17 protein-coding genes are annotated in these 14,822 nt (G+C 57.0%); 10 read left to right on the top strand and 7 right to left on the bottom strand.

Annotated features, from left to right (window positions below; translation table 11 throughout):
* Nucleotides 1–7 precede the first annotated feature (7 nt).
* From ACCC96_RS02190 to ACCC96_RS02175, 4 genes are all read left to right on the top strand, one after another.
* Nucleotides 8–814: an ABC transporter substrate-binding protein gene (locus ACCC96_RS02190; RefSeq protein ID WP_258673502.1), complete on the top strand. Its 807-nt coding sequence runs from the start codon at nt 8–10 to the stop codon at nt 812–814.
* Between the two features lie 12 nt (nt 815–826).
* Nucleotides 827–1,600 (top strand): amino acid ABC transporter permease, encoded by a 774-nt coding sequence (locus tag ACCC96_RS02185; RefSeq protein WP_007941905.1) that lies wholly within the window; start codon nt 827–829, stop codon nt 1,598–1,600.
* A 2-nt stretch (nt 1,601–1,602) separates the two neighbouring features.
* A complete protein-coding gene (locus tag ACCC96_RS02180) occupies nt 1,603–2,382 on the top strand; it encodes an amino acid ABC transporter ATP-binding protein (RefSeq protein WP_413694877.1) in 780 nt (259 codons plus the stop codon).
* Between the two features lie 81 nt (nt 2,383–2,463).
* Nucleotides 2,464–4,074, top strand: coding sequence for a gamma-glutamyltransferase family protein (locus ACCC96_RS02175; protein ID WP_413694876.1), 1,611 nt, complete (start codon nt 2,464–2,466; stop codon nt 4,072–4,074).
* A 259-nt stretch (nt 4,075–4,333) separates the two neighbouring features.
* Here ACCC96_RS02175 and ACCC96_RS02170 read toward each other — a convergent pair whose 3' ends face one another.
* Nucleotides 4,334–5,233, bottom strand: a complete 900-nt coding sequence (locus ACCC96_RS02170) for a DMT family transporter (RefSeq protein WP_018930051.1) — start codon at nt 5,231–5,233, stop codon at nt 4,334–4,336.
* 2 nt (nt 5,234–5,235) lie between these two features.
* On the opposite strand from ACCC96_RS02170, the gene ACCC96_RS02165 reads away from it, so the two are divergent.
* The 3 genes from ACCC96_RS02165 to ACCC96_RS02155 all read left to right on the top strand — a co-directional run bounded on the left by ACCC96_RS02165 (nt 5,236) and on the right by ACCC96_RS02155 (nt 6,970).
* Nucleotides 5,236–5,460 carry a hypothetical protein gene (locus ACCC96_RS02165; protein ID WP_413694875.1) on the top strand — a complete coding sequence of 75 codons (225 nt, stop codon included), beginning with the start codon at nt 5,236–5,238 and terminating at the stop codon, nt 5,458–5,460.
* A 130-nt stretch (nt 5,461–5,590) separates the two neighbouring features.
* Nucleotides 5,591–6,247, top strand: a complete 657-nt coding sequence (locus ACCC96_RS02160; protein WP_413694874.1) for an HAD hydrolase-like protein — start codon at nt 5,591–5,593, stop codon at nt 6,245–6,247.
* 153 nt (nt 6,248–6,400) lie between these two features.
* Nucleotides 6,401–6,970, top strand: coding sequence for a DJ-1/PfpI family protein (locus tag ACCC96_RS02155; protein ID WP_019649213.1), 570 nt, complete (start codon nt 6,401–6,403; stop codon nt 6,968–6,970).
* A 269-nt stretch (nt 6,971–7,239) separates the two neighbouring features.
* On the opposite strand, the gene ACCC96_RS02150 is transcribed toward ACCC96_RS02155, so the two are convergent.
* From ACCC96_RS02150 to ACCC96_RS02130, 5 genes are all read right to left on the bottom strand, one after another.
* Nucleotides 7,240–7,401 (bottom strand): hypothetical protein, encoded by a 162-nt coding sequence (locus ACCC96_RS02150; RefSeq protein ID WP_018927603.1) that lies wholly within the window; start codon nt 7,399–7,401, stop codon nt 7,240–7,242.
* A gap of 349 nt (nt 7,402–7,750) precedes the next feature.
* Nucleotides 7,751–8,749 (bottom strand): NADP-dependent oxidoreductase, encoded by a 999-nt coding sequence (locus ACCC96_RS02145; RefSeq protein ID WP_413694946.1) that lies wholly within the window; start codon nt 8,747–8,749, stop codon nt 7,751–7,753.
* A 67-nt stretch (nt 8,750–8,816) separates the two neighbouring features.
* Nucleotides 8,817–9,686: an alpha/beta fold hydrolase gene (locus tag ACCC96_RS02140; protein WP_413694873.1), complete on the bottom strand. Its 870-nt coding sequence runs from the start codon at nt 9,684–9,686 to the stop codon at nt 8,817–8,819.
* Between the two features lie 81 nt (nt 9,687–9,767).
* On the bottom strand, nt 9,768–10,556 hold the full coding sequence (locus ACCC96_RS02135) for an SDR family NAD(P)-dependent oxidoreductase (RefSeq protein ID WP_413694872.1): 789 nt from the start codon (nt 10,554–10,556) through the stop codon (nt 9,768–9,770).
* Between the two features lie 52 nt (nt 10,557–10,608).
* Nucleotides 10,609–11,709, bottom strand: coding sequence for an alkene reductase (locus ACCC96_RS02130; protein ID WP_413694871.1), 1,101 nt, complete (start codon nt 11,707–11,709; stop codon nt 10,609–10,611).
* A gap of 149 nt (nt 11,710–11,858) precedes the next feature.
* Here ACCC96_RS02130 and ACCC96_RS02125 point away from each other — a divergent pair, with 149 nt between their 5' ends.
* Both ACCC96_RS02125 and ACCC96_RS02120 read left to right on the top strand, forming a co-directional pair.
* Nucleotides 11,859–12,458: a TetR/AcrR family transcriptional regulator gene (locus ACCC96_RS02125; protein ID WP_413694870.1), complete on the top strand. Its 600-nt coding sequence runs from the start codon at nt 11,859–11,861 to the stop codon at nt 12,456–12,458.
* A gap of 167 nt (nt 12,459–12,625) precedes the next feature.
* Nucleotides 12,626–13,162 carry a dihydrofolate reductase family protein gene (locus ACCC96_RS02120; RefSeq protein ID WP_019578450.1) on the top strand — a complete coding sequence of 179 codons (537 nt, stop codon included), beginning with the start codon at nt 12,626–12,628 and terminating at the stop codon, nt 13,160–13,162.
* A gap of 163 nt (nt 13,163–13,325) precedes the next feature.
* Here the strand turns inward: ACCC96_RS02120 and ACCC96_RS02115 are convergent, their stop codons facing one another.
* Entirely contained in the window at nt 13,326–13,595 is a 270-nt protein-coding gene (locus ACCC96_RS02115; RefSeq protein ID WP_146016236.1) for a contact-dependent growth inhibition system immunity protein, read from the bottom strand.
* Between the two features lie 379 nt (nt 13,596–13,974).
* On the opposite strand from ACCC96_RS02115, the gene ACCC96_RS02110 reads away from it, so the two are divergent.
* On the top strand, nt 13,975–14,280 hold the full coding sequence (locus tag ACCC96_RS02110) for an NIPSNAP family protein (RefSeq protein WP_258673519.1): 306 nt from the start codon (nt 13,975–13,977) through the stop codon (nt 14,278–14,280).
* Nucleotides 14,281–14,822 lie beyond the last annotated feature (542 nt).

Genomic DNA, 14,822 nt, shown 5'->3' with positions numbered 1-14,822 from the left:
TCTGGTCATGCATAAACGCCGTGTGCTGCTTGCTGCTGTATCCCTGGGACTCTGCGCACAGTGGGCGTTTGCCACGCCCCAGGTGCCGGAACGACTGCAAAAGGCCGAAAAACTCACGTATTGCTCGGGCATGGACTCGCCACCCTTGGTGTCTTTCGATGAGGCGCAAAAACCCAGGGGCCTGACTGTCGATCTGGGGCTGGAAATCGCCAAGCGCCTGGGAGACAAATCGGTGCAATGGCGGGTCATTCCATTCTCCGGGTTGCTGCCGGCGTTGCTCGCCCAGCAGTGCGACATGATCGTCGATCAGCTGTTCGACAAGCCCGAGCGGCGGGAGGTGATCGACATCGTCAACTACATGTATTCCAGCCAATCAGTGGTCGTCCCCAAAGGCAATCCCAAGGGCATCAAAACCCTGGATGGACTGTCTGGACACAAGGTGGCAGTGCTCAATGGCTCCACGATCAAAACCTTGTTGGACGCCGAGAACGAAAAGCTCACCAAGGCCGGCAAGACACCGATGAAACTGGTGGTTTACAACAGTGACACTGACGCCTTCCAGGCGCTGCGTATCAGTCAGGTGGACGCCTACGGCACCACCGTAGAAACAGCAGGTTACTACGCCGCAATGGCGCCTGATTTATTCGAGGAGGGGGTGCCAGCCTTCAGCCGGATTCTTACGGGTTTAGGGACCCGCAAGGATGATTCCCAGCTCACCACCGCAGTACAGCAGATCATCAGTGACATGCGCAGTGACGGCAGTTACGTGCAGTTGTTGAGCAAATGGCATGTTTCCAGCGACACACTCGACTGAGGCGAGCGCTCGATGAATTTCAATTGGGATGTGTTCTGGCAATACCTTTTGCAGCCCAGCGGGGTGTACCTCACTGGGCTCTGGCTGACCTGCCTGATCAGTGTGCTGGCAATGGCGTTGGGCTGCGTGCTGGGGCTGGCGGCGGCGCTGATGCGTCTGTCGCGCAACCCGCTGCTCAATCTGCCGGTACGGTTTTATGTGTGGCTGATGCGCGGCACGCCGCTGTTGGTGCAGATCGTTTTTCTCTATACCGCTTTGGCGGCCGGCGGCATCTTCCGTTTCGAGGACGTGGAACTGTTTGGTTTGGTGGTGCCGGGCAATATTCAGGCAGCGATCATCGCCCTGGGCCTGAACGAGGGCGCCTACATGGCCGAGATCATTCGTGCCGGGATCGGTGCCGTGGACAAGGGGCAATACGAGGCTGGGCGTTCGCTGGGCATGACCTTCGCCAAACTGATGCGGCGTATCGTTTTGCCTCAGGCGTTCCGGGTCATCGTTCCGCCGTTGGGCAACGAATTCAACGTGATGCTCAAGAACACGACGCTGGTCAGCGTGATTGGCGTGCAGGAGTTGCTGCTGAGTACGCAAATGGTCACGTCGGCGACATTCCGGGTATTTGAACTGTACCTGGTGGTGGCGATTTATTTCCTGCTGCTGACCACCCTCTGGGGCTTCTTCCAGCGTTGGCTGGAAGCGCGTTTCGGACAGTCCGATCGACCCGCACCGCCAGCGGCCGGCAGTCGCATGTTTGGCCGCGGCACGCTGAAATTGCTGAGGGGGCGTTAAGCATGGCGCACAAAAGTGAAGAACTGATTATCGAGGCCCTGGACATTCATAAGTCCTTCGGCAACCTGGAGATTCTCAAGGGGATTTCCTTGCAGGTGCGGCGTGGTGAAGTGGTGGTGTTGATCGGTGCATCGGGTTCAGGCAAGACCACCTTCATTCGCTGCATCAATCTGCTGGAAGACATTCAAGGCGGGCGCATACGCGTCAACGGTCGCTCCATGGGCTACCGCGAGTGCGCCGACGGCAGCCTGGTGCGCGACTCCGAGCGCAACATCGCTCGCCAGCGTCGGGACATCGGCATGGTCTTTCAACGTTTCAATCTGTTCCCCCACATGACCGCGCTGGAAAACATCATTGAGGCACCGATCCAGGTGCTCGGTGTGCCACGCGCCGAAGCGTTGGAACAGGCCCGGGCCTTGCTCGCCCGGGTCGGTCTGGCGGACAAGGCCATGCATTACCCGTCGATGTTGTCCGGTGGACAGCAGCAGCGCGTGGCGATCGCCCGGGCGCTGGCGATGAAACCTCAAGCCATGCTGTTCGACGAGCCTACCAGCGCCCTGGATCCGGAAACCGTCGGCGAGGTCCTGCAGGTGATGAAGCAGTTGGCCGATGACGGCATGACCATGGTAGTGGTCACCCATGAAATGGGTTTTGCCCGGGAAGTCGCTGATCGCGTGGTGGTTCTCGATCAGGGCGAACTGATTGAGCAGGGTCCGCCGGAGCAGATCTTCAGTCGACCGACACACCCGCGAACTCAGGCCTTTCTCAGCCGTGTGCTGTGACTTTTCAGTCGGGTCTTTCTTACCCGGTAATGGAACCGGATACCTGCGGCCAATGAATCTTTGTTTGGAAGAGCTTTTGCCATGTTGAAATTTTCTGCCCACGAATATCCCTATCCGTCGCAACGTCAGAGTGTGTTTGCCCGCCGTGGCATGGTCGCGGCTTCACAGCCACTGGCCGCCGAGGCCGGCATCGAGATTATGCGCAACGGCGGTAATGCCATTGATGCCGCGATCGCTACAGCGGCGGCGCTAACTGTGGTTGAACCCACCGGTTGCGGCTTGGGCGGCGACGCCTTTGCTCTGGTCTGGAGCAAAGGCCAATTGCACGGGCTGAACGGCAACGGTCAAGCCCCGGCAGCGCTGTCTATCGATGCAGTCAAGGCGTGTGGTCACGAGCAGATGCCGCTTTATGGCTGGACGCCGGTCACGGTGCCCGGTTGCCCTTCGGCCTGGGCGGAGTTGTCCAGACGGTTCGGCAAGCTGCCCTTTGCCGAGTTGCTGCAGCCCGCGATCAGTCTGGCCCGGGAGGGCTTCCCAGTGTCGCCGGTGGTCGCCCGACAATGGCAGACTGCTCTGGATGAATTCAGCCCCCATCGAGACCCGGTGCTAGACGCCTGGTTCGACACGTTCCTGATTGATGGCCGTGCGCCAAAGGCCGGTGAATTATTCCGTAACCCGGCGCAAGCCCGAACGCTGGAAGAACTGGCGGACAGTGCTTGCGAAAGCCTTTATCGCGGCGCTCTGGCTCAGCGGCTGGATTCCCATTCCCGCGCCACCGGCGGCTACCTGCGAGCCAGCGACCTGCAGGACTATCGCGCCCAATGGGTGGACCCGATCAGCATCAATTACCGGGGCTACGATGTGTGGGAAATCCCTCCAAGCGGGCAAGGATTGGTGGCCCTGATGACCCTGAAAATCCTCCAGGGTTTCGACTTCGATCACCGAGACAGCCAGCAGACCTGGCATCGTCAATTGGAAGCCATGAAGCTGGCCTACAGCGATGGCCTGCATTACATCACCGATCCGCTGCACATGCGTGTGGCGGTGGCTGATCTTCTCAGCGACACCTATAGCAGCCAACGCCGTGAACAGATCGTTGATCAGGCTCAGCAACCTGATCCCGGCGATCCTCACGCCAGCGGTACGGTGTACCTGGCCACGGCAGATGCGCAGGGCAATATGGTGTCCTTCATCCAGAGTAACTACCACGGCTTCGGTTCCGGCGTGGTGCTGCCAGACAGCGGCATCGCCTTGCAGAACCGTGGGCAGGAATTCAGTCTCGACCCTGACCACGCCAACTGCCTGGCACCGGGCAAAAAGACCTTCCACACCATCATTCCTGGCTTCATCAGTAAAGGTGACGCGCCGGTGGGACCGTTCGGCGTCATGGGTGGCTACATGCAGCCCCAAGGCCATGTGCAGATGGTCATGAACCTGGTGGATTTTGGTCTCAATCCTCAAGCTGCGCTGGACGCACCGCGATGGCAATGGCTGGGAGGCATGACAGTCGGCATCGAGCAGGGGGCGTCGAGGGACTTGGCCGCTTCGCTGGCCCGGCGCGGACATAAGGTTCAGGTCGATTGCGACCTGATCAACTATGGCCGAGGGCAGATCATCATCCGCGACCCGGACACCGGTGTGTTGTGCGGCGGCACCGAGCCGCGGGCCGATTCCCATATTGCTGTGTGGTAACGGGTAGCTGAAAACAAACGAAGACAACTCGGTCTCTTCTGCGTGAAAAATACGCTGTGCATCCGTGCGCGGAACTGATGCACAGCGTGGCCTCGCGTGTGGTCCAGCTTTGTTCGACTGGACGTAGTTGGGGCGAGGTGGGTTCAGCGGAGATTGCTGGGGCTTAGAGGGGCTGCTCGCTCGCATCCCCAGAAACGACAAAGCCCTGAAAACACTTCAAAACCACTGGTTGCTAAAGCAATCAGGATCCGAAAGTAGCTCACTCGGTCGAAGGGACGGATGCTTTGCTGCCCAAGCGGATCAGCTCATTGGAAAAACACAGGCCGACGATGATCAGTACTGCCCCTGCGTACAGGCTTTCGCGCGGTACTTCATTGAGCACCACAAACGCCAGCAGCGCGGCGAACAACGGCTCGGTCAGCTCCAGCGCCTGCACTTGGGATGGCTTGAGATATTCGATGGCCTTGGTGGTGCAGAAGAAGCCCAGGATTGTCGGCAGCGCGGCCAGCGCCAGCAGTGCGGCGATCGCCAGCGGCGACAGCTCGCCGATCGCGAAACCATCGGCCGCTGCCGGCATCAGCAGGTACAGGCTGCCAAAGAACAGCAATTGCCGGGTGAAGTGCAGCCCCCCCGACACACCCATCCGCTTCATGGCAACCGAAAAGGCCCCATAGCCGCAGCCGGCCATGGAGGCTAGCGCAGCACCTTGTAAGGTAAAGCCCTGCTGCAGGTCGGCGCCGAAGATCACCGCGATCCCAGCGATAGCCAGTGCAGCGCCCACGGTAGCGTTCGCGGTGATGGCATCCTTGAGGAAAATGCGCCCCAGAATGATCGAGGAAATTGAGGCACTGGCCATCAGCACAACCACCACACCTGCTGCAGCGTAATGTCGATAGGCGGACGTTTCGAAGTGGAACAGCACAAAGATGCCAAGGAATGCGCAGATAGCCGCCTGAGTCCATTTGGTCGTCGACGCCGGGCGCTTGAGGAAAAGCAGTAAGATCGAGAGAAGCATGCAACCCAGTACGGTCTTGATGACAGCGACACTGCTGGCGGTGAAGCCATTACTCATGAGGACTTTGCTGAGTACACCGATCGTTGCGTTCAGTGCCGCGGCGGAGAGGGCAAATATGATGCCTTTGCTGAAAGTAGATTGCATTGATGACGATCCCTGTCGCTGATTTGTCGTTCGATAGAGTGCCGCCCCACATCGACGGGACGTTTACTCCCATGCATCGCCGTGAAGGCGTGCTGAAGCGGATGGTTGAGGTGATTGCGGGTGGCGAGAAAAACGACTTTGGCCTTGGCAATCATCGGAATATGCTCGGCGAGTTCGATAAATCAAGTCAAGGCCTTGAAGGTAGTCTGATACGGCAACAGCGTTAAGCCACTTACTCCTTCCGGGCAGATTCCGTAGCAGGGATAATGCGCCTTTCCCACCAATCGGGTGAATTAATCGCCCAGCACAAGCCGCCGCCTGGACTCGGCTGCCACCACTACAGGAAGGAGCTTTCACATGTCATACCGGCTTGCCATTTTCGACTTCGACGGCACGCTCGCTGATTCCTTTCCGTTCTTTGTTTCAGTGTTCAACCAGGTCGCTGACAGACACGCATTCAGTCGAATTCACCCGCAAGAGTTGGACGGTCTGCGCAAGCAGGGGGCTCGGGAGATCATGGCTCATATCGGAATGCCTCGCTGGAAGTTGCCTCTGGTGGCGCGAACCTTCATGAGCTTGATGAAGAAACATCGAAGCTCGATCCCACTGTTTAATAACATCGCCAATATCCTCGCCCATCTTGACGAGAAAGGACTGATTCTGGCGGTGGTATCTTCTAACTCCCAAGAAAATATCAAGCAAATTTTGGGCTCCAGCTGTCAACATATCCGGGCCTTCGAGTGCGGCGCCTCCATTTTCGGCAAGGCGTCTCGCTTGCGCCGTGTCATGCGCAAATTCGAGGTGGCGCAAGAGGAAGTTATCTACATCGGCGACCAACCTACGGATGGTGAAGCAGCAGCGACTGCCGGTATCGCCTTTGGTGCGGTCGCCTGGGGGTATGGAGCATATGATGCATTCCACAGTCTTCAGTCCCATGAGTGGTTCGCCGATGTGAGCGAATTACGGCGACTGGCAGGAAGTGATACGCACCTTGAGTCATCCGCAAGTTTATAGGCTTGACCATTGAGTGGCGATTTCAGCCGATTTCAACAATCAGCCTCTGGCCGAAAGCTGTCAGTGGTGAGGGGAAACTTTCGACCCAAGGCAGCCGTTGAGACCTATGTGTTGTCGCTTTATGTTATTCGTTTTCATGGAGGATTCTGACTGATGGCACGCGTGGGATTGATACTGACACCCGGTTTTGCGGACTGGGAATATGCTTTCATTGCAGGAACCGCATCCCCGTTCTACGGGATCGACGTTAGGTTTTTCGCCTCTACTACGGGGCAGTTCCGCTCGCAGGGTGGATTGGAAGTAACTGTGAATTGCAGCTTGCAACAATGCCTGGACTGGAAACCGGACGTTGTTGTCGTCATCGGTGGAATGATCTGGGAACGTGCAGATGCACCGGATATTCGGGACTTTCTTCATACTAGTCGTTCAAGTGGCGCGACAATTGCCGGTATCTGTGGGGGAACGCTGGCACTTGCGAGAGCCGGGCTTCTCGACACGGTTTCTCATACCTCGAACAGCGCTGACTTTTTACAACAGAATGCCGCAGGTTATGAAGGGTCCTCGCTTTATCGAAGCAGTCCAGTAGCTGTGGTTGCTGACCGCATCATAACTGCGCCAGGTCCTGCACCCGTTAGCTTTACCTGTGCAGTGTTCGAAGCTGCCGGGTTATCTTCAGAGATCATTTCTCAGTTCAGGTCAATGTTGGCAGCAGAACACGGGTGACCGCTTCGTCATGAAAAAACAGCCAACCAGGTGATGTGCTCGAGTGTCCGCTCTTGGCCGATTCTGTTGAAAAAGTCGACTTCGGTTTCCACGGCAGAAAAGTACGTGCCTGAGATTTAAATCTGTGTTTTGGGCAGAAGGTTCAGGACTCGGATTTCAATCTCGGACGCGTACTTTTCTGATGCGCAAACCAAGGCCGACTTTTTCAACAGAATCGGCCCGAAAGCTTCAAAAAAATGCCCGGACTTAGCCGGGCTCGTTAAAAAAATTCAGCGCGAATCCACCTCTTTCGCGATCTCGACGGATGATTTTTCCCTGCGCCTCTGAAGCCAGCTATAGAACGCATGTACCGGATGGAGGACGGCGGTAAGCACGCCAAGCAGCAGGATGATGAAAATGATGATCAGCGGGATGCTTTCGTGCGAGAACATGGTGGGTTAGTCCTGTATTCACTATGTCGGAACCCACAGGCTAGACGCATAGAACAATGTTTTTGATGAACGTATATTCATCCTCGGGTTCGTCAATTGTGCTACAGAGAGAGTCGCCAAACTGATTATGAATGTGCTTTGTACGGTGGCTGTGGCGAGGCCGAGATCTACTGCTTAAGCATCAAACTGCGCCATAGGATCACAGTTGGTGCAACAGGCACGACGTCCGTTTGCTGCGCTTCCTGTTTCGGCAACTCTAGTGTCGTCAACTCGCTCAGCCCGGATGAAGAATGCTGCTGTGCTAAAAGTTGCTCGGGCTCTTCGGTCGACTCATCGATAGGCGGCGTAGTCATTTGATCGAAACAACGACCTTGCCTTTGGCTCGTCCTTGCTCGACATACTTCAACGCCTCTGCCGTTGATTCAAAGGGGAAGGCGCGGTCAATCACCGGTTTGATGATGCCGGCCTCAATGAGCGCGGTTATTTGTTGCAGTTGGGTGCCGTTGGCCCGCATGAATACAAACTTGTAGCTGACGTCCTGCTTGCGTGCCTTGCGCCGAATACCGAAGCTCAGCAGGCGCATGACTTGCTTCAATGGCCAGGACAATCCTTGGTCCTGCGCGAACTGCGCAGTGGGTGGCCCAGAGATGGAAATGAGCTGGCCACCTGGCTTGAGCACCTTGAGTGACTTCTCCAGGACATCGGCGCCGAGACTGTTCAACACCACGTCGTAGTCGTGCAAGACACTTTCGAAGTTCTGCTGTTTGTAGTCGATCACCAAATCGGCCCCCAATGCCTTCACCCATTCGACATTCGCAGTGCTGGTGGTTGTAGCGACAAAGGCACCGAGGTGTTTGGCGAGCTGGATGGCGAGGGTGCCGACGCCGCCGGAGCCGGCGTGAATCAGCACTTTCTGACCCTTTTTCAGTTGGGCGGTTTCGACCAGCACTTGCCAGGCGGTCAGTGCAACCAAGGGGAGGGACGCGGCTTGTGCCATGCTGGTATTGGCAGGTTTCAGGGCGATCGCGTTCTCGTTCACGGCGATCAATTCGGCGAGCGTGCCGATCCGCGCTTCCGGTGGGCGAGCGTACACTTCGTCTCCCGGTTTGAAGCGTGTCACCTTCGAGCCCACCTCAATCACGACGCCTGCCAGATCGTTACCCAGGATCAACGGAAATGAGTAGGGCAGGATCAGCTTGAATTCGCCTTTGCTGATCTTCGAATCCAGCACGTTGACACTGCTGGCGTGTACCTCGATCAAGGCGTCGTGGGCACCCACTGCGGGGGCGGGCGCTTCGCTAATCCGCCCGGGGTTCTTGCCATAGCGATCAATTAGAAATGCTTTCATCGTGGTGCGGCTCTTTTCGATTGTAAGGAGGGTAGCCGGTGTGTTGCGGCGTTGCTGCGCCGCGTTGTCAGGCATCGAGGAACGCCTGCGCCTTGGCCACAAAGTCAACGTGGTGTTGGAAAATACCGCCGTGCCCGGCATCCTCATAAATCACCAGTTGTGCGTTGGGGATACGCTTTGCCAGTGCACTCGAGTTAACGCTGGGCACCATGATGTCGTTGTCGCCGTTGACAATCAGCGTCGGCGTCCGCAAGCGCCCGAGGTCTTGCGGCGGCTGTTTGCCCCACGCGGTGATGGCTTTCAACTGCCGCAGGAAAGCGCTGGGCGTCGGGCCCTTGTCGCGATTTTTTTTGCGTGCTTTCAGGCGCTGTAAATACAGCGAGGCGGATCGGCGGCCATTGGGCGTCAAAGTAAAGAACAGGTAGAACTTCGGATCGCGCAGGGTCAGCAAGCCTTTGAGCATCAATGGCCATGTCACCGAGCCGACCTTGTCGATACCGCTGCCGCCGGCCGGTCCGGTGCCGGTCAGAATCAAGCGCCGCACCAAATCAGGTGCCTTCAGGGCGATGTCCTGAGCGACGAAGCCGCCGAGGGAGAAACCGAGCACATCAACGGTTTCCAACCCCAGCGCATGGATCAGCTGGATGGCATCGTCAGCCATTTCGTCGACGGTCAGTGGTGCGCTTCCACCAGAGCCGCCGATGCCGCGATAGTCGGTGGTAATGACGCGTCTGGTTTGTGCAAGGCCATCGATGATCGCGGGGTCGAAGTTGTCCAGCACCGCGCCCCAATGGTTGAACAGTACGAGGGGCACGCCGGTTGCTGGGCCGGTATCGCGATAGGCAAAGGGAATGCCGTTGACCGTGATCGACTGGTTCGTCGCGTTGATGAACGACGTCTGTGAACCCGAGGGCGTACTTGTCTGCGTTGAATTCATTGCTACTCCGGACAGTGGCCGGGTTCGATGCAGTGCCTTGCGCCTGCATCGAATCCGGCGCGAATACTCGCTACCAAAAGATCACGGTAGGGTCTGGTAGCGCTGGGCGACTGCAGACTGGCGGATTTGCCCCAGCAGGCCCTGACGTGCGCTCTGCAGCTCATCCCAGCGTTCCGCTTCGTGCAGCGGTGGGATGGTCACCGCTTCACGACGATCAAAACCGACTAGGGCGGCATCCACCAGATCGCCCACTTCCATGATTTCGCTCAAGGTGTTGATGTCGACGCCGGAGCGATCCCAGATCTCCGTGCGGGTGGCGGCGGGCAGCACGGCCTGCACGTAGACGCCTTGAGGTGAAAGTTCCAGGCTCAGGCCCTGGGAAAGGAACAGCACAAATGCCTTGGTCGCACCGTAGACCGTCATGCCGAACTCCGGCGCGAGGCCTACCACCGAACCGATGTTGATGATCGCGCCGTCGCCTGCCTTGGCCAGGCGTGGGGCGATGGCGCTGGCGAGCCGCACCAGCGCCGTGGTGTTGAGGGCGACCAGTTGCGCAACGCTGTCGGTGTTTTGGTCGATGAAGTTACCGGACAGCGCGGCGCCGGCGTTATTGACGAGGATGCCGATGCGGGCGTCGTCGCGCAGGCGGCTTTCAACGCTTGTCAGATCGCTGAGTTGGGTCAGGTCCGCCGCAATGACATCGACGGCGACCTCGTGTTCGCTGCGTAAGCGCGCTGCAAGTGCGTCCAGGCGCGCCTGGTCGCGGGCGACCAGTACCAGATCGTGGCCGCGTTGCGCGAAGCGCTCGGCGTAGACCGCGCCAATGCCGGTGGAGGCGCCAGTGATGAGAACAGTAGGGCGAGTGCTCATGGGGTATCTCTCTTTCAGGATGTGTGAAACAGAAAGCGCGATCACTGATGGCTCAGCTTGCGGTAGCGCTCGATTCAGCCAGCGTCGGGTAGTCGATGTAGCCAGCCGCACCGCCGCCATAGAGGGTGGCGGGATTGAACGCGGACAACGGCGCGCCACGTTTGAGGCGCTCCACCAGATCCGGATTGCCAATGAACGGGCGACCGAAGGCGATCAGGTCGGCCTGGTCTTCAGCGAGCTTCGAAGTCGCCAGGTCCAGGTCATAGCCGTTGTTGGCGATGTAGGTGTTTTTGAAGCGCTGGCGCAGGGCACCGAAATCGAAGGGCGCCACGTCGCGTGGGCCACCGGTCGCGCCTTCGACCACGTGCAGATAAACCACGCCGAGGGCGTCGAGTTGTTCAACGACGTAATCGAATTGCGTCTGCGGATCGCTGCTGGATACGCCATTGGCCGGTGACACCGGTGACAGGCGCACACCGGTGCGATCCGCGCCGATTTCATTAACGACCGCCGCCGTCACTTCGAGCAACAGGCGCGCACGATTTTCAATCGAACCGCCGTAAGCGTCGGTACGCAGATTGGCGCTGTCCTTGAGGAATTGATCCAGCAAATAGCCGTTTGCACCGTGAATCTCCACACCATCGAACCCAGCGGCGATAGCGTTGGACGCAGCCTGGCGGAAATCGGCGACGATCCCCGGCAGTTCGCTGATGTCCAGTGCGCGCGGCTCGGAGACGTCTTCAAAACGGTTGTTGACGAACACTTTGGTGGCGGCGCGCAGTGCAGAAGGGGCCACAGGAGCGGCGCCGTTTTCTTGCAGATCAACATGCGACACACGGCCGACATGCCACAGTTGCAGAAAGATTTTTCCGCCCTTGGCGTGGACGGCATCGGTCACGGTGCGCCAGCCGTCTATCTGCTTCTGCGTGTAGATCCCAGGGGTGTCCTGATAGCCCTGGCCCTGTCGGGAAATCTGCGTGGCTTCGCTGATCAGCAGGCCGGCGCTGGCGCGTTGGCTGTAATAGGTGGCCGCGAACTCGCTGGGGACGAAGCCTTGGCCTGCGCGGTTACGTGTCAGCGGCGCAAGGACTACCCGGTTCGACAGCGTTAGGCTGCCAAGGGTGTAAGGGGTGAACAGATTCTGATTGATCATCTGGTATTTCTTCCGTGCCCGTTGATGGAGATCGGTGTTGCGTGCAATTAGGATGATGATCGAAATCTAAACTGTCAACGGTTTTGATTATGACCAGCATCTATGTATGATTGGACGCATGATTTCCCAGTGGACACGAGGTATTGCACGTGAGAGTGACCAAGGCCCAGGCGCAAGCCAATCGAGAGCACATCGTTGAAACGGCCTCAGAGCTGTTCCGTGAGCGCGGCTTTGATGGCGTCGGTGTGGCGGATCTCATGGCGGCTGCCGGTTTCACCCATGGAGGCTTCTACAAGCACTTTGGGTCGAAGGCCGACCTGATGGCCGAAGCCTCGGCCTGCAGTCTTGCCAAATCGCTGACAGGCGCCCAAGCGCTCGATGTTCCGGGCTTCATCAACGTCTATGTGACTCGAGAACATCGGGACGGACGTGGTAACGGTTGCACCATGGCCGCGTTGTGCGGCGACGCGGCGCGTCAATCGGATGATGTGAAAACGACATTTGCCGAAGGCATTGAACACACCCTGCAAACGCTGGGAGAGAAATATCCAACGGGACCGGATGCCGAGGCGGGAGAGGGGAGAAAGAAAATGATTGACCTGCTGTCTCGTGCTGTCGGCGCGATTATTTTGTCGCGTGCCTGCCCGGATGATTCTGCACTCGCGGATGAGATCCTTGAGGTTTGTCGCGCTGAAATGTTTGCTTCGTTGCCGGTCGATGAAGCTGAACCGGTGTTGAAGGGAGATTAATTCAAAGCGTGAACCGCCTATCCGCGCGATCAAAATACGCTACACACTTTTTTGACCAATTTGATTTGAGCGGGATTTGTAGAAAACCAGCTAAGAAATCTAGCTATATATTAGTTTTGCTATCCTCTTTGCGGTCAGTCATGCGTCGTCTGAATAAGGAAACTTCTATGACTACTGCACATGTTTTCATCGCCATCAGTCTAGATGGCTATATCGCCAGGTCCGACGGTGACATTGACTGGCTATTGCAGCGCGATGATCAGAGTGAGGATCACGGCTACCTGGGCTTCATCGCCGATAAGGATGCTATCGTGATGGGGAGGGGGAGCTATGAGAAAGTGCTGACCTTCGACACTTGGTTCTACGACCTGCCAGTAATCGTGTTGTCTCAACAGTTGGCCGATTCACAGGTGCCTAATGCGCTAGAGGGAAAAGTGCGTTTTTCCAACCTCACTCCTTCAGACCTGCTGGCGGAACTGGCGAGGCAAGGTGTGCATCGAGTCTATGTCGATGGCGGGCAATTGGTGCAGTCATTCCTGCGTGACGGGTTAGTCGCCGATATGGTGATCACCACTGTTCCCGTGCTGATTGGGTCGGGAAGACCATTGTTCGGGGCCCTTACGCAGGACATTGAATTGAAGCTAGTAAATAGCCGATGCTTTCCTTCCGGTCTAGTGCAGTCAACCTATCAGTTGGCTCCTTGATTTTCCGGAGGGAGGCCCGATCCAAAAACGAGGGTGAGATGGCATCTCGTCCACGGTACTGTCGTCTAAATGACCACTTCTGGTCGGTTTCTGCCTGTCGCCAAGGCTGCAACCGACCCATAGCTGACATACCGTGTCGAACGCAATAACCCGTCGGGATGAATTACCCCCCAGATTGCACGCGCTCTATCGCTTCGAGAAGCTGGCCGTCGAAGTACTCGGTTTCATCTCGTTCCTGCTCTTTCATGCGACGCCTTGCCTCGACAAGCAGATGTTCGGTCGCGATGTTCTGATTCAAAAAAGTGGCAACCATAAGGTCATTCAAACTCTCTAGAGGTGTATCCCATGCCTCCTTGCAACGCTGCATTAGCCCTGTGTTGTCATCTCCACTCCATGGACCTAAAAGATTCGAGACTGTCAGGGGGGAGGTCATGAATATGCCTTTGAGAGAAGTTGAAGGGCGGGTAATTTCGCACGTTCGGGAGATCGATGAATAGTGAAATTGAATGTCCGCTCCTGGCCGATTCTGTTGAAAAACTCGGCTTCGGATTCCACGGCAGAAAAGTACGCGCCTGAGATTGAAATCTGTGTTTTGGGCAGAAGGTTCAGGACTCGGATTTCACGTAGCAGCGTGCAAAAGAGGTGTTTTCACCCATCAATATTCGAGCGTTTTGGGCAAGCCGACTTTTTCAACAGAATCGGCCGATTGCTGCCTGTTGAGATGGGCTGAAATCGCCCCCAGACTGCCATCGACGACTCAGCTTATGGCGTGCGTAGAATAGCGGCCTCCCCATTTTCAAAGGAATGATCCAGTGATCACTTGCCACGTCAGGTATGTAATCGATCCCTACCAGCTCCCGGCTTTCGAAAGCTATTCTCGCCATTGGATTCGTGTGGTGACCCGTATGGGAGGAAACCACCATGGCTACTTTCTACCAGCCGAAGGCGCCAACAACATCGCTTACTGTCTATTCAGCTTTTCCAGCCTGGCAGATTATGAGCAGTATCGTAGGGAGGTCGGAGTTGATCCGGAGTGTGTTCAATTGGTGACGCAGGCTACCGAGCAAAAATTCATCCTGAGCTATGAGCGCAGTTTCCTTCGTCCCATTCTGGATTGAGCTGACGTGTTTTCGGCCGCGCGCGGGCCACCAAAGAGGCGGCTTTTGGCTGATAGCAGTCATTTTCAGCCAAGGAAAAGTAGCCGTCGTCACTCCGGTGCCATCGGGACTGCGAGCGTAAGCTTGATGAACTCCTCGTTCTTGTCGATGGTGTCCAAGGCACCACGCAAATTGTAGGTGGGCATCAGCCGAGCCATGAGCCTCGACCCAGTTGGAACGCTCCAGGATGGCGGCTTCGAGAGCGAGTTGATTTTCGTTGATCTTGTAGGAGGGGAGAAGGTTTGAATTGTGGCATCGCTAATCCTCGGTTTTAAGGACAGCGTAGCATCGCGTTACATGAAGGATTTTTAACGATCGGCAGGACGCCGGAGGAGGGGGGGCAGCTGCTGAGTTCTGGAACACGTCAATAATAGTTATGGAACACATGCCCAACGGCGAGATTGCCGCCAAACCCCAGAAACGACAAAGCCCTGAATAATCAGGGCTTTGTCGTACATAAGATGGCGGAGGCGATGTCTTTTGTTTTGATGTTCATTGACGTC

It is taken from the genome of Pseudomonas sp. Pseusp11 (assembly GCF_047304405.1).
Lineage (GTDB): Bacteria > Pseudomonadota > Gammaproteobacteria > Pseudomonadales > Pseudomonadaceae > Aquipseudomonas.
This window is presented reverse-complemented; position numbering and strand designations above follow the sequence as displayed.

Bases quoted from the DNA above. Each gene is read 5' to 3' on its own strand.
- ACCC96_RS02190 (WP_258673502.1), top strand. From the start codon at position 8: ATGCATAAACGCCGTGTGCTGCTTGCTGCTGTATCCCTGGGACTCTGC.
- ACCC96_RS02120 (WP_019578450.1), top strand. From the start codon at position 12,626: ATGACTACTGCACATGTTTTCATCGCCATCAGTCTAGATGGCTATATC.
- ACCC96_RS02155 (WP_019649213.1), top strand. From the start codon at position 6,401: ATGGCACGCGTGGGATTGATACTGACACCCGGTTTTGCGGACTGGGAA.
- ACCC96_RS02160 (WP_413694874.1), top strand. From the start codon at position 5,591: ATGTCATACCGGCTTGCCATTTTCGACTTCGACGGCACGCTCGCTGAT.
- ACCC96_RS02130 (WP_413694871.1), bottom strand. From the start codon at position 11,709: ATGATCAATCAGAATCTGTTCACCCCTTACACCCTTGGCAGCCTAACG.
- ACCC96_RS02145 (WP_413694946.1), bottom strand. From the start codon at position 8,749: ATGAAAGCATTTCTAATTGATCGCTATGGCAAGAACCCCGGGCGGATT.
- ACCC96_RS02180 (WP_413694877.1), top strand. From the start codon at position 1,603: ATGGCGCACAAAAGTGAAGAACTGATTATCGAGGCCCTGGACATTCAT.
- ACCC96_RS02150 (WP_018927603.1), bottom strand. From the start codon at position 7,401: ATGTTCTCGCACGAAAGCATCCCGCTGATCATCATTTTCATCATCCTG.
- ACCC96_RS02175 (WP_413694876.1), top strand. From the start codon at position 2,464: ATGTTGAAATTTTCTGCCCACGAATATCCCTATCCGTCGCAACGTCAG.
- ACCC96_RS02140 (WP_413694873.1), bottom strand. From the start codon at position 9,686: ATGAATTCAACGCAGACAAGTACGCCCTCGGGTTCACAGACGTCGTTC.
- ACCC96_RS02185 (WP_007941905.1), top strand. From the start codon at position 827: ATGAATTTCAATTGGGATGTGTTCTGGCAATACCTTTTGCAGCCCAGC.
- ACCC96_RS02170 (WP_018930051.1), bottom strand. From the start codon at position 5,233: ATGCAATCTACTTTCAGCAAAGGCATCATATTTGCCCTCTCCGCCGCG.
- ACCC96_RS02165 (WP_413694875.1), top strand. From the start codon at position 5,236: ATGACGATCCCTGTCGCTGATTTGTCGTTCGATAGAGTGCCGCCCCAC.
- ACCC96_RS02115 (WP_146016236.1), bottom strand. From the start codon at position 13,595: ATGACCTCCCCCCTGACAGTCTCGAATCTTTTAGGTCCATGGAGTGGA.
- ACCC96_RS02135 (WP_413694872.1), bottom strand. From the start codon at position 10,556: ATGAGCACTCGCCCTACTGTTCTCATCACTGGCGCCTCCACCGGCATT.